A 13,461-nucleotide genomic window follows, 5' to 3' on the forward strand; every position below is an offset into this window, starting at 1 on the left:
AATCTAGGGGGTTAGAAACGTAATGGAAAATCGTCCACAATGGGGGACGCGTGCAGGGTTTATCATGGCAGCGGTTGGATCAGCAATCGGGCTAGGAAACATTTGGCGCTTTCCCGCAGTCGCTTATGAAAATGGAGGAGGAGCTTTCTTTTTACCGTACTTATTTGCATTATTAACTGCTGGTATTCCTCTTCTTATTTTAGAATTTACACTTGGGCATAAATATAGAGGCTCAGCACCTTTATCCTTTGCTAGATTCCGTAAAGGATCTGAATGGATTGGTTGGTGGCAAATTGCTATTTCCTTTGTAATAGCAACGTATTATGCAGTAATCATTGCATGGGCGATGTCATACTCATTCTTCTCATTTAATACTAGCTGGGGAGATGATCCAAAAGGGTTCCTTTTTGGAGAATACCTAAAACTTTCTGAAGCTCCTGGAGTTATTGGTGGAGTTGTTCCAGGTGTATTCATTCCATTGGTAATCGTTTGGGTTGTAACATTAGGAGTTTTAGTAAAAGGTATTAAAAAAGGTATTGAAGTTGCTAACAAAGTAATGATTCCTACACTTGTTGTTTTATTCTTGGTCATTGTGTTCCGTGCAGTAACACTAGAAGGTGCAGCAGAAGGATTAAATGCATTCTTTAAACCTGACTGGTCTCAAATTGCAAATGCAAAAGTTTGGTTAGCTGCTTACGGTCAAATCTTCTTTAGTTTATCAATCGGTTTTGCAATTATGATTACTTACTCAAGTTATCTTCCTAAAAAGACCGATCTTACTAATAGTGCATTCATTACAGGCTTTGCAAACTCTGGGTTCGAATTGTTAGCTGGAATCGGAGTGTTCTCAGCACTTGGATTCATGGCTGCTCAACAAGGTGTTGAAGTAAAAGATGTAGTTTCCGCAGGTGTAGGACTGGCATTCGTTGTCTTCCCACAAATTATCAATGAATTCCCAGCATTTAATGGATTATTCGGATTTGCATTCTTTACTTGTTTAGTATTAGCTGGTTTCACTTCACTAATTTCAATCGTTGAAACATTCGTATCCGGTGTACAAGACAAATTCAATGTATCACGTAAAAAGTCTGTTTTTGTCGGCGGTGGTTTAGCAGCTCTAATTTCTATCTTATTTGCTACGAATGGTGGATTGTATTTATTAGATGCAGCAGATTATTTCATTAACCAATTCGGTATTGTATTAGCGGGTCTTATTGAAGTAATCTTGATTGCATGGGTGGCTAAAGAATTAAAAAATTTACAAAGCCATGCAGATGCTGTTTCAGATGTGAGACTTGGTGCATGGTGGAGAATCTGTCTTTCTGTAATTACTCCTATTGTATTAGGTTACATGATGATTCAAAACTTTATTACTAACCTAAAAGAGAACTATGAAGGATATCCAACTTCTTTCATTATTTATTCGGGATGGTTGGTAGCTGCTGCTGCAATAATTGCAGGTTTTGTATTCATGAAAATTAAGTGGAACAAAAATATAACAGTAGTAGAGGATAGCAAGGGGGTGTCTCAATAATGTCAGGTAGCGCTATTGTAATGATGATCGTCGGAATGGTAGTTATTTGGGGCGGTTTACTTGTAAGTATTGGATACTCTAGGAAAGCATCTAAAAAGAATTAGTTTAGGATAAAAGAGGCTGTTATTCAGCCTCTTTTATATTGCTTGTTTTTATCCAATAATTAGTTTGTTATTTTTACCTTTTTAGACGCGCTTGTCTTTCCCAAAGCCTCAAATGTGGGGTTGGGTCAAAGCTCCATTCTAAGAAGCCATTATCTTTATACATACCATAGTGTAGATGCGGTGGGAATTTCCCTGATGTACCAGGTGGTCCGTATCCGGAACTACCAACTCCTCCTATGACCATTCCAGGTTCTACAATTTGACCTATTTTTAAGTCTTTCGCAAATCCGCTAAGATGGGCAAAGTAGTGATAGGTATTATTAATGTCCCGAATACCTATCCGCCAGCCTCCAAACTTATTCCAACCCTTCATTTCAATGATTCCATAACAGGTTGATCGGACAGGCAGCCCATAATCTGCAAAGATATCGGTTCCTTCATGAGAACGTCTTCCACCCCATCCGCGTGCCATTCCCCATGTATTCCTATAACTATAATGACCATATATAGGTACAGGAAAGGCTTTGTCACTTAAATTTATTCGTCCATAATGTTTAAAGAGTTTGGCATTTCCCATAATAATCCCGACAGCTTTGTCTCGTTTATAGTAATCCCATAGAGCAATTCGAATGTTTTCTTCGTCTGTCCCATATTTAAGAAGATGTTGGGCAAAACTGACTAGTACATCTTCTGGTTCTTGAGTACTTGCTTTTCCGTTTCCGTTTCCATCTAGTCCGATACCGTCAAAATATTGAATGGATAATGGATTTTCATCCGACAAATTAGGATTAGTAAGGCCTCTCCATTTCTCAGGCTCCATATACAAGCCGACTGGTCCGGATGAATCGGGTAAATCCCTGCGGGCATTCCTGACACTGTGTTCATATTGATCGGCAGCGGCTATATAGTACCAAGGAATTTGCATGGTCTTCTCTATGAAAAAATAGAGATTCATCCTAGTTTTGTGTGTTGTGGCTTCTATGTCTTGCGCAAAACTTTGCTTCGGAATGATGACTAATGTCAGTGTGAAAATGATAGTTACAATTATTTGACGCAAGGTGATGCTCCTTTCTTATGTAAATCCAAACTTCGTACGCTTGGAACAACTATAATGTGATACATATATTCTGTGGAATCTACCGTTTATTACTTATATCAATTATTGGAAAAGAAAATGAAAAACTTGTCGAATGCAATTTTTTTATGATAAAGTGACAAAGGAGAAATAGATTTATTCGTTTAATTATAGATGGGAGATGACGGCCTCGTGAGTAAGAAGGAAGAGTACGTTCGTAAACCTGAATGGCTGAAAATTAAGCTCAATACTAATGAGCATTATACTGGCTTGAAAAAAATGATGAGAGAAAAGAATCTACATACTGTATGTGAAGAGGCAAAATGTCCGAATATCCACGAATGTTGGGCTGTTAGACGTACTGCTACATTCATGATACTTGGAGATACATGTACGAGAGCTTGTCGTTTCTGTGCCGTTAAAACAGGATTACCGACTGAACTTGATTGGGCTGAACCAGAACGAGTTGCTGATTCAGTTGTTTTGATGAATCTAAAGCACGTCGTAGTAACTGCAGTTGCTAGGGATGATTTAAAAGACGGAGGTTCAGCTGTTTTTGCTGAAACGGTCCTTGCGATTCGAAGAAAGAATCCGTTTACAAGTATTGAAGTTTTACCATCTGATATGGGTGGAGTGTATGAAAATTTAGAAACCTTGATGAATGCGAAGCCGGATATTCTGAACCACAATATTGAAACGGTACGTCGGTTATCAGATCGAGTTCGTGCTCGTGCCAAATACGAACGTTCTCTAGAGTTCTTGCGTCGTGCAAAAGAAATGCAACCTCAAATTCCTACTAAATCAAGCTTAATGATTGGTCTTGGCGAAACTAGAGAAGAGATTATCGAAACTATGGATGACCTTCGTGCCAATAATGTTGATATCATGACTATTGGTCAGTATCTACAACCAAGTAAAAAGCATTTAAAAGTAGAGAAATACTATACACCAGAAGAATTCGCTGAGTTTAAAGAAATTGCTCTTTCCAAAGGCTTTAGCCATTGTGAAGCAGGACCATTGGTTCGATCATCTTATCATGCTGATGAGCAAGTGAATGCTGCTGCTAAGAAAAAGCAATTAGATGGTGAAAAAGCAATGAACGCATAAGATAATGACAAAAGAGGATCATGACTAGGGAGCTTTATCCCAACTCATGATCCTCTTTTCTTTTTAGCTAGACCATTTTAAACATTAATTGTCCTATCAACAAGCATAGTATAGTTATAAGTAAGGATTTTGCAACCTTTAATGGAATGTGGGGAAGTGCGGCCATGCCTAGTTGTGAACCTATAGCCGATCCAATCGCCATCCCAATCGCATAATGCCATTCTACAAAACCTGTTTGGTAAAAGACAATAAATGCCCCTACGCAACTGCCTAAAATCACAACTCGTGTAAGTTGAACGGCTTTTACATAGTTGAAGTTTCTTCCCATGAAGTGAATAATTCCAAATGTTGTGGATCCAGGGCCAAACCCGCCATCATATAAACTAATAAAAAATAGAATGATTTTTGATTTTAAAGAAGTTGAATTAGAAATAGCTTCTACCTGCGAAACCCATTTTTTGCTTTTAAGAGTAACGAATAATGCGAATGCCAATAAAATCATTGCAATGACATTCATCGTTTTTTCTGAAATACTTGTTGTGATTAATGCACCACAAACACCACCTAAAACACCTAAAAATAAATTCAAAATAATGGTTTGGATATCTAAGGTTTTGCTCTTAAATAAATATGAAACACTCGTTAATGCCCCAAATGCAGTTGCGAATTTATTAGTAGCTATCCCCATTTGAATAGGAACACCCATTAACAACATAGCTGGAAGAGTAATCAATCCCCCACCACCAGCTAGTGTACCAATGAAACCAGATAAGGTTCCTAAGCCGATTAATATAAAAATTATGGTATCCATCTTTTTCCCTGCCTTCAACTGAAAGAACCGATGATAGTAACGAACTAATTATAAATAGGGATACCAATCCTTTCAATCACTAGTTTCAAAAATTTCCAGATGTGGGATTGGATAAGAGGAATTTGAAAATACAAAAGTTATGAAAAAAGTGCGCTGAGGAGCAGAGAAGTATAAGAACAGAAAAAAGGGGCTAGATGGATGCCCCCCTTTAGATAGAACTATTTTGTCATGTTCATTTGTTCACCTTGCATAACACCATTTTCATCTTCGTAGCTTCCGACATCCCGTCCTTGTGGGGATTTTTTCATTTCTTGTATCGTTTTATCAATCATGCTTTGGACATTAGGGCTATCGGTTTCCAATGTACTATAATTTTCGATATACTGAGATAAATTAGTGTTATCGCTTACATAAACGTGATAGTATCTTGGTACAACCGAAATAGCAGTTTTCTTTACTTGATCAGCAGATTCGATTCGGTCTTTTGAATGAGTGTCGTAAACCACCAATACTTCTTCATCGGTAACCAAAGTGGATACATCATCAATATTAGGAAGCTGTAAGCTAAGTCGAGTTATGACATCTGCAAGTTGTTCCCGGTCAAGACCAGGTGTCATGGTGTTTGTCATTTTATTATCCACGGCTGTCTTCTGTAGACGAATGAAACCAAAGTCTTCTTGCTCTTTATTAACTCCACGATAATCCTCATCATAAATTTGAGAGGGCGAGCTAACTTTCGCTGGAGATACAGAGTTTCTAAAATCTTCTTCTGCCATTTTATTGGAGCATGCTGTTAATGCTACAATCGAACCGATTCCAACTACGATAAATGATTTTTTTATCATTAGAAACACCTCCTACACTAGTAGGATGACCATTTAAAAAGAAAAATCCCTTAGTAATTGATGGGGAATAAGTTATAATTTAAGAAACAAAGAGGATATAGAGGTGATAATATGATAACCATTCAAAACTATACGTATGAAGTCATTGAGAATTACCGTGAAGGCTTCAATGAGGAAGCATTTAAAGCACGTTATAGTGAGATATTAAATAGATACGACTATATTGTGGGTGACTGGGGATATGGACAATTAAGACTTAGAGGCTTTTTTGACGATCAAAATCAAAAATCCTCTTTTGATACAAAAATCAGTACTTTATCAGAGTATTTATACGAATATTGTAACTTTGGCTGCCCTTATTTTGTGGTCAAAAAAGTTAAAAAATAATGTAAAAACCGTTACTAGGGTACGTAACGGTTTTTATTATACCTTAAGCATAGAATAGCAATAAAAAAGTAAAATCGACGTTACCAGTTTAGGAATAATCATTCAAGGCTTTCACCAGCCTAGCTGGTGTCCTAAAGTTATTTGTTATAAGGTTCTTGTGAATCGCTTTCGGTATCATCGTGAGGAGGGTGAGCACCTTCCATTTGGCGAGGCAAGTCTTCATGAAGAGTTTTATTCTCGTAATTAAAGGCACTATAATATCTTTGTCCTTCTCTCCATGGTGTACTTTTATTTTGAACTGGCTCATCTTTTCCACGAGGTGATCCATACGGACCTTCTGGTAATGTTTCTGGAAATAGAAAATTTCTTTGGGCTTCTACATTGGCAAAGTCATGATAATTTTCTTTTTCTTCTGTCATAGTAGCCTCCGGGAGAAATAGTAATCGTATTTGGTCTATTATTGCCCGCAAGCTCAATCTTATCCATTAAATGATTTCGGATAAAAATGAAATCAATTCGTTAGCTTCTTCCTCAGACATTTTAAAAGCATATTCTATGTATCCTTCTTCTTCCAAATCATCTGGGCCAATTATTGCAAATACATTGCTTTGTAAATCTAGGACAAGCTGTTTCCCGTAAAAACGGGTAGAAGAAGTGATAGCCAAATCAAATCGTTTATTCGTACCCACAAAGCTGACAAATCGTGTTTTAGTTTGTTCTAAATCATTGTATAAATAAATCCGTTCTTCCATTCGTTGAATTCCTTTCTAAACCAAATTGACATACCTTTTATTCCCCTCATTTTAACAGACAGCGCTTTTTTCGTCATGTCCTTATCTTTTTATCTATCTAATGCTTATCCAAAACCGATGATTTACCTTTATAGTGGTCCCTTAATACTTCACAAAAAACATGTCGTAAAATATTCCTAGAGGAATTTCGACAATGTCGAAAAGTCTGCCAATTCTTCCTAACAATATGATAGAATAGTCATACAAACTGTTTCAGACATACTGGCGACTTGGAAGGAATGAGCATAATGGCATCTTTAAACCACTTTAAGAGGAATAGTTGGATTAACTGGATGAAAATATTTCTTCCGCAAAAGAAACTCCGTTATTATCCACCACAGTTCATATTAAGGAATCCTATTGTATCAAGCGTTAAAGATGCTTTTTCTGATGGATATGAAGTCGCAGTCATAGTATTTAATATCCAAAATTTAAAAGAGTTAATAGAAAAAATAGGAAATTCAGGTATTCGTAATTATACATATCATCTTAAAAATGAATTTCTTTCAGCGACTAAACAAATTATTAGTGAGGATGATATCCTAATACTTCACGACTATCAGAGTGAAGGACTAACCTTAATGCTAAAAATAGACCCTCAAAAGCAAAGGTTGGATGAAATTGATAATAAGTCACAAAAGGTCATTGAGGTCTTGGATGCATCTATGAAAGGGTCTTGTCCCCAAGTGGCTGCTGTGTTCAATACAGGATATATGTTTATTGAAAAAAGATATTACAGTATTGAAGAAGCGATTAGCATTGCTCATGAACAGGCAGTAGCTATGGCAGAAAAGAAAATTCAATCTCAATTCAACCAGTTGTTGTACACGATGAGTCAAATTATCAATTCAAAAGATATCAGACTTTTAGCTCAACCAATATTTAATGTTGCGACAAGAGAAATCAAAGCTTATGAGGTATTAACAAGAGGACCTGCTAATACAGACCTAGAAAATCCATTGCGTCTGTTTGCGGTAGCAAGACAAACAGGAATGCTCTATGAATTGGAAATGATCGTTTTAGAGAAGACCTTACAACAAATAACCTTGAATGGCTCAGAGCAAAATGTATTTATCAACTTTACACCTGTTACTGTTGGTCATACCCATTTTGTGAAAGACTTTATGCGGGCATTAAATCAATACCCAGAGGTACATCCTTCCCAAATCGTTATCGAAATAACAGAAAGGGACTCTATAGATGGAATCCACCTTTTAATGGGAAATATTAAACAATTAAGGTCCATTGGACTAAGATTTGCCGTGGATGATACTGGTGCAGGTTATGCAAGTCTACATACTATTAATGAAATCATGCCTGATATCATTAAAATCGACCGTAGCGTGATTAATAATATTGATAATAACTCAGTAAAGGAATCAATGCTTAAAGGGTTACTCCTTATTGCAAAGGAAACTGGTTCCCTTGTTGTGGCTGAAGGAATTGAAAGCGAAAAGGAAGCTATGGTATTATCTAAAAATAATGTTGATTTAGCACAAGGTTATTTTTATGCTCGACCAGCCAAAATCGACGAAAAGGTTAAAATATCATCGTAGATATGGAAAGGGAGTAAGGGCATGTATTTTGTCGACCGACAAAAAATAGAAAATACTCTAAAGTTTCTTGAGGCAAAAACAGATATTTATGTAAGTGGACAGGACTGGCATTCTCAATTGGGTACACTTGCATTGGAACGGATTGTACATATGATGATTGATTCTGTACTTGACGTTGGTAACCTGATGATCGATGGCTTCATTATGAGGGATCCTGGAAGCTATGAGGATATTGTCGATATCCTTTTGGATGAAAAAGTCATTGATGAGGAGCTAGCGACTTCTTTTAAAGTTTTCATTCCTTTAAGAAAGAAGTTAGTTCAAGATTATACTGAAGTGGATCAAGGAGAACTTTTACAAGCATTAGAGGAGCATGCTAACTCTTTTCAAAAATACTCCGATGCTATCCGAATGTATTTGAATAATGAATTGGGACCGGTTTCCGCTTTTAAAGCTGAATGAGTCTCTTAGAAAATCTGCAAGCTAAAGGAATACACTTGCAGATTTTTTTATCTCTTCTGAAAGGATAAAACAGAACTAAAGAACTAAGTTGGCGAAGTGACTAATGTTAGGTAAAAGTATACGTGCAACTTTGCCTATGAAGCCTCTTAGATTTTGTGCTAGTCTAGTCCTATTATTTATGATGTTTTGAAGGAATTGTGGATAACTCTCTTCACGTGTTTTTCTTGTTTTTGTGCTAAAGTATTGGTTATGGATTGAGAAGGAGAGATATTGATGAAACAGTATAAAGGATATTTAATCGATTTAGACGGAACTATGTATAGAGGTACAGAAAAAATAGAAGAAGCAGCACAGTTTGTCCACAAACTAAGAGAAAAAGGCATGCCTTATTTATTCGTGACAAATAATTCTTCTCGAACTCCAAGTCAAGTTGCGGAAAAATTGTGTTCCTTTGATATTCCTACAGAAGAACACCAAGTTTTTACAACCAGTCAAGCAACCGCAAATTACATCTATCAACAGAAGGCAGATGCTACTGTCTATGTGGTGGGAGAACAAGGAATCATTACAGCCCTAGAAGAAAAAGGTTTGACACTTGTGGACGAAAAGCCTGAATTTGTCGTGATGGGAATAGATAGAGGCATAAATTATGAGAAGCTGGCTAAAGCGTGTTTAGGGGTGAGAGGTGGTGCCACGTTTATTTCTACAAACGGTGATATTGCTATTCCGACAGAACGTGGTCTATTGCCAGGGAATGGTTCATTAACCTCAGTCGTAGCCGTTTCTACTCAAACCAAGCCTATTTTTATTGGTAAGCCTGAATCAGTGATCATGGAACAGGCATTAAAGGTTTTGGGTACAAGTAAAGAAGAAACCCTTATGGTTGGGGATAATTATGATACTGATATTTTAGCAGGAATAAACGCTGGCATGGACACTCTTTTAGTTCATACAGGCGTGACGACTGTAGAATTGTTAAAGGGATATAACGAACAACCTACGTATGTAGTGCATTCCTTGTCAGACTGGGAAGTATAAGGACACGAGAAAGAGGGGGATAACACTGATCCCCCTCTATTTCTATTCACTCGACATTGTTCACTCGATGTGCAAGTCTGCTGGATGCTGCAGCTGCGATTGCCCCTACAATGTCATCCAGGAAAGTATGACATTTTCCTGTACTTTTATCATTGAGGTGCTGTAGAATACCTGGCTTTTGCTTATCAATATAGCCATAGTTTGTGAATCCGATAGATCCATACACATTTACAATGGAAAAGGCTAAAATTTCGTCCACTCCATATAACCCTTCATCGATTTCTATGATGGATTGAAGAGGTTCCTCTAATTGTTTCTTCTCAGCAAGCATATCCAACTGGATTCCTGTTAAAATCGCATTCTGAACTTCGCGTTTGGATAACACTCGTTCAACATTGTGAATGCAGTCTTCCATCTTTAATTCTTTATGATATTTACTTTGTAAATACATCACTAAGTCTGCTATATCCTGAATGGTCACCCCTCGTTCATGAAGCCACTTTCGTGCCGTTTGTTCTGAAAGATTTACTGGTTTTTCTGCCATTTACATCACCTTTTACGTGTATTTTAAGAACAATCTTTCAATAGGAAAATTAATGACCTTTTCTATTGTTTATTAAATAAATCCACGAAACATTCCTTTTTTTCCGTCATAAGAGAATTCGTGCAATTAATAATAACAGAGACATATATATGAGTTATAGTGTCCTTTTTAATCAAACTTACACTTGGCACGAAGGACGAGGGGGGAGAATATGCTTCAAGAAGCCATTTTTAATCAATATGGGATTGTGCTCGAAAGAAGGGAATCTTCTGACCGTTATCAAAGTTTCCGTTCAGGTGAAGTCTTATATACAGTCATACCTTTAAGCTCAATCGATGAAGAAGAGTTGTCGGAACGGCTTAAATTGTCTCAATATATGCTACAGCAAGGAGATCGCTACGTATCTGAATTCATCCTTTCAAACCAAGGGTCCTATATTTCAGCAGAAGGTGAAAAACTATTTCTACTTCTTGGAAACGGAAGTCTTATAGAATCAAGACCATTTAAGCTAGGAAGAAAACTAGCAAAATTCCATCAACGCGGAAGGTCTTTTGCAGAACCAATCAAAAAATGTAATCGGATAGGGAAATGGAAGGAAATGTGGGAAAAGAGACTCGATCAACTTGAAAATGTATGGAGGGATAAACTTCATTCCCATCCTACAAATGAATTTGAAAAGAACTTCGTGGATTCTTTCCCCTATTATATGTCATTAGGGGAAAATGCGATTCAATATTTAGTCGACACGGAAATTGATCATGATACTACCGGAATCGATGCGGGAACAGTATGCCATGAAAGGTTTCACAATGAATTATGGACAGGAAATTACTGTGTGAAAAACCCCTTTGATTGGGTTTTCGACCATGGTGCACGTGATATTGCAGAATGGTCAAGGCACCACTACTTTTCGCACGTACACACGTACCAGCCAGGATTGAATCAATTTACGACGGATTATCGCTCACTAGGAGAGCTTTCTGCCTTTTCGTGGAGTCTGACCTATGCAAGACTACTGTTTCCTGTCCATTATTTTGAGGCTATAGAGGAATATTATTTGAATGTATCAGAAACAAGGAAAAACTCACTAGAAGAGCATCTAAATCAAATCCTCGTTCAATCACACTACTATGAAGAATTTTTAAAACGATATTTTGAAATATCTCAAGTAGCTGTAAATAAATTAAAAATCGCAAAGGTTGATTGGCTTTAGTTCGTTCACACAAATGCATTTTGACTTCAGGCTATGGTATCATGAAAAAAACACCATTGGTATTTAGCTGGAAGGAGTCAAATCATTGGAAAAACCGTATGTCTATATCACTAGAAAATTAACAGAACATATCATTGCTCCTTTAAGAGAACAGTTTCATGTTGAAATGTGGATGGAAGAAGAACAATCCGTTCCAAGGGATATTTTACTGGCTGAAGTAAAAAGAGCCGACGCATTAATTACTATGCTTTCAGATAAAATTGATGAAGAACTCCTAAATGAATCTTCCTCTTTAAAGGTTGTTGCTAATTTAGCAGTGGGATTTGATAATATTGATTTAAAGGCAGCGTCTAACAAAGGCATCATGGTATGTAATACACCGGATGTGTTGACCGATACAACAGCAGATTTAACTTTTGCTTTACTTATGGCAACCGCTCGAAGATTTCCTGAGGCAATGGAACTTGTGAAACACGGAGAATGGAAAAGCTGGAGTCCACTGTTGATGGCTGGCCACGATGTGCATCACAAAACGATTGGTATTGTTGGAATGGGAGCGATTGGGGAGGCAGTAGCAAAAAGAGCAAAAGGCTTTGATATGGAAATCCTTTATTATAATCGCAATAAGAAACCACAGGCAGAAGAACAACTAGGTGTTAAGTACTGTGATTTCCAAGATTTAATCAAGACAGCAGATTTTATAGTATGTTTAACACCCTTGACCCCTGAAACATATCATCTGTTTGATAGAGCTACTTTTAGAAAGATGAAAAATACTGCAATTTTTATTAATGCTGCTAGAGGTCCGGTTGTAAAAGAAGGCGATTTATTCGAAGCATTGGTAGAAAAGGAAATCGCTGGTGCAGGACTAGATGTATTCGAAGTTGAACCTATTGGGGCAGACCACCCTTTATTAAGTTTGAACAATGTAGTAGCCCTTCCACATATCGGTAGTTCCAGTATAGAAACTAGGGAAACGATGATGAAACTATGCGTGGAGAATGTAGAACGTGTATTGACTGGAAAAGAGCCACGTACGAAGGTCAAAATCCATTAATCAAACGTTTGATTAAATATTTTTTCCTGCATGAATCAGGCCGTAAAACCCTTGCTACAGAAGTACAAGGAAACGAAAAATCAGGAAGAAGAATACTGCCCATAAAATTTGATTGCTTCGACTAACCATCAAGAGTAGATGAAAATTCTTCCACTGATGAAAGGTTTCTTATAAAAAGGTGACACACTTCTCACTGATAAGTGAGGAATGTGTTACCTTTTTTATTTTTGCAAAACAGCAAGGGCTTATCAAATTTTTTAATAAAAACTTTTCTTACTCTCCCTAAAGGGTAAGCGTTTACATAGTATTGTATAGTTTTCTGACTATTGTAATAATGAGATAACGGGAATATAATGTCTATTATATAAAAACAAATGTGTTTATAGAGAGTACAAACGAGGGGGATATAAGGATGGAAGCAATTTCAATTGGTTTATTAGGGTTGGGTACAGTTGGATCGGGTGTAGTCAAAATCATTGAGAACCATCAAGATAAACTCATGCATCAAATTGGCTGTCCTGTACATATCAAAAAGGTTTTAGTTAAAGATTTGGATAAAGAGAGATCCGCCTACGTGGACCCTATTAAGCTCACACTTGAGCCTAATGATATTCTGGAAGATCCAGAGATTGATGTCATTATCGAGGTTATGGGTGGAGTTGAACATACGAAGGATTACTTATTAAAAGCAGTCCGTAATCGTAAGCATGTGGTAACAGCAAATAAGGATTTAATGGCCATACATGGTCCACAATTATTAGCAGAAGCGACTGCTAACGATTGCGACTTATTTTATGAAGCGAGCGTGGCAGGTGGAATACCAATCTTACGAAGTCTCGTGGATGGACTGGCATCGGACCGAATAACAAAAATGATGGGAATTGTGAATGGTACGACAAACTTTATACTTACTAAGATGAGTAAATATGGGAGTCCT

16 protein-coding genes are annotated in these 13,461 nt (G+C 37.1%); 10 read left to right on the top strand and 6 right to left on the bottom strand.

All coding sequences use genetic code 11. From position 1 onward, the window contains the following. Window positions 1-22 precede the first annotated feature (22 nt). Entirely contained in the window at window positions 23-1,534 is a 1,512-nt protein-coding gene (locus tag DBX25_RS10015; protein ID WP_108670654.1) for a sodium-dependent transporter, read from the top strand. Continuing rightward, window positions 1,534-1,638 (top strand): methionine/alanine import family NSS transporter small subunit, encoded by a 105-nt coding sequence (locus DBX25_RS10020; RefSeq protein ID WP_108670655.1) that lies wholly within the window; start codon window positions 1,534-1,536, stop codon window positions 1,636-1,638. Before DBX25_RS10015 ends, DBX25_RS10020 begins: the two co-directional genes overlap by 1 nt. 73 nt (window positions 1,639-1,711) lie before the next feature. On the opposite strand, the gene DBX25_RS10025 is transcribed toward DBX25_RS10020, so the two are convergent. Beyond that, the gene (locus tag DBX25_RS10025; RefSeq protein WP_240620241.1) at window positions 1,712-2,650 is read right to left on the bottom strand and encodes a M23 family metallopeptidase; all 939 of its coding nucleotides are present in this window, start codon (window positions 2,648-2,650) and stop codon (window positions 1,712-1,714) included. A 255-nt stretch (window positions 2,651-2,905) separates the two neighbouring features. Here DBX25_RS10025 and lipA point away from each other — a divergent pair, with 255 nt between their 5' ends. Further along, a complete protein-coding gene (lipA, locus tag DBX25_RS10030) occupies window positions 2,906-3,820 on the top strand; it encodes a lipoyl synthase (RefSeq protein ID WP_108670766.1) in 915 nt (304 codons plus the stop codon). A gap of 67 nt (window positions 3,821-3,887) precedes the next feature. Here the strand turns inward: lipA and DBX25_RS10035 are convergent, their stop codons facing one another. Both DBX25_RS10035 and DBX25_RS10040 read right to left on the bottom strand, forming a co-directional pair. Next, entirely contained in the window at window positions 3,888-4,631 is a 744-nt protein-coding gene (locus tag DBX25_RS10035) for a sulfite exporter TauE/SafE family protein (protein WP_108670656.1), read from the bottom strand. 218 nt (window positions 4,632-4,849) lie between these two features. Then, window positions 4,850-5,476 carry a YhcN/YlaJ family sporulation lipoprotein gene (locus DBX25_RS10040; RefSeq protein WP_108670657.1) on the bottom strand — a complete coding sequence of 209 codons (627 nt, stop codon included), beginning with the start codon at window positions 5,474-5,476 and terminating at the stop codon, window positions 4,850-4,852. Window positions 5,477-5,587: 111 nt separating this feature from the next. Between DBX25_RS10040 and DBX25_RS10045 the strand changes: the two genes are divergently transcribed. Next, window positions 5,588-5,863 carry a YutD family protein gene (locus DBX25_RS10045; RefSeq protein WP_108670658.1) on the top strand — a complete coding sequence of 92 codons (276 nt, stop codon included), beginning with the start codon at window positions 5,588-5,590 and terminating at the stop codon, window positions 5,861-5,863. Between the two features lie 137 nt (window positions 5,864-6,000). Here DBX25_RS10045 and DBX25_RS10050 read toward each other — a convergent pair whose 3' ends face one another. Both DBX25_RS10050 and DBX25_RS10055 read right to left on the bottom strand, forming a co-directional pair. After that, the gene (locus DBX25_RS10050) at window positions 6,001-6,282 is read right to left on the bottom strand and encodes a cytosolic protein (protein WP_108670659.1); all 282 of its coding nucleotides are present in this window, start codon (window positions 6,280-6,282) and stop codon (window positions 6,001-6,003) included. Window positions 6,283-6,348: 66 nt separating this feature from the next. Then, entirely contained in the window at window positions 6,349-6,615 is a 267-nt protein-coding gene (locus DBX25_RS10055) for a DUF3055 domain-containing protein (RefSeq protein WP_108670660.1), read from the bottom strand. Between the two features lie 287 nt (window positions 6,616-6,902). Here DBX25_RS10055 and DBX25_RS10060 point away from each other — a divergent pair, with 287 nt between their 5' ends. From DBX25_RS10060 to DBX25_RS10070, 3 genes are all read left to right on the top strand, one after another. Continuing rightward, window positions 6,903-8,210, top strand: coding sequence for an EAL domain-containing protein (locus tag DBX25_RS10060; protein WP_108670661.1), 1,308 nt, complete (start codon window positions 6,903-6,905; stop codon window positions 8,208-8,210). Window positions 8,211-8,231: 21 nt separating this feature from the next. Further along, complete coding sequence (locus DBX25_RS10065) at window positions 8,232-8,672, top strand: DUF86 domain-containing protein (RefSeq protein ID WP_108670662.1); 441 nt, start codon at window positions 8,232-8,234, stop codon at window positions 8,670-8,672. A 273-nt stretch (window positions 8,673-8,945) separates the two neighbouring features. After that, window positions 8,946-9,710, top strand: coding sequence for a TIGR01457 family HAD-type hydrolase (locus DBX25_RS10070; RefSeq protein ID WP_108670663.1), 765 nt, complete (start codon window positions 8,946-8,948; stop codon window positions 9,708-9,710). A gap of 46 nt (window positions 9,711-9,756) precedes the next feature. Here the strand turns inward: DBX25_RS10070 and DBX25_RS10075 are convergent, their stop codons facing one another. Then, window positions 9,757-10,254 carry a phosphatidylglycerophosphatase A family protein gene (locus DBX25_RS10075; RefSeq protein WP_108670664.1) on the bottom strand — a complete coding sequence of 166 codons (498 nt, stop codon included), beginning with the start codon at window positions 10,252-10,254 and terminating at the stop codon, window positions 9,757-9,759. Between the two features lie 211 nt (window positions 10,255-10,465). Between DBX25_RS10075 and yutH the strand changes: the two genes are divergently transcribed. The 3 genes from yutH to DBX25_RS21295 all read left to right on the top strand — a co-directional run. Further along, window positions 10,466-11,467 carry a spore coat putative kinase YutH gene (gene yutH, locus DBX25_RS10080; RefSeq protein ID WP_108670665.1) on the top strand — a complete coding sequence of 334 codons (1,002 nt, stop codon included), beginning with the start codon at window positions 10,466-10,468 and terminating at the stop codon, window positions 11,465-11,467. Window positions 11,468-11,552: 85 nt separating this feature from the next. Beyond that, the gene (locus DBX25_RS10085; protein ID WP_108670666.1) at window positions 11,553-12,524 is read left to right on the top strand and encodes a 2-hydroxyacid dehydrogenase; all 972 of its coding nucleotides are present in this window, start codon (window positions 11,553-11,555) and stop codon (window positions 12,522-12,524) included. A gap of 412 nt (window positions 12,525-12,936) precedes the next feature. Then, window positions 12,937-13,461: homoserine dehydrogenase (locus DBX25_RS21295; RefSeq protein WP_240620238.1), on the top strand; the 525-nt coding region annotated here is incomplete at its 3' end.

The organism is Peribacillus acanthi, assembly GCF_003073175.1.
Lineage (GTDB): Bacteria > Bacillota > Bacilli > Bacillales > DSM-1321 > Bacillus_BN > Bacillus_BN acanthi.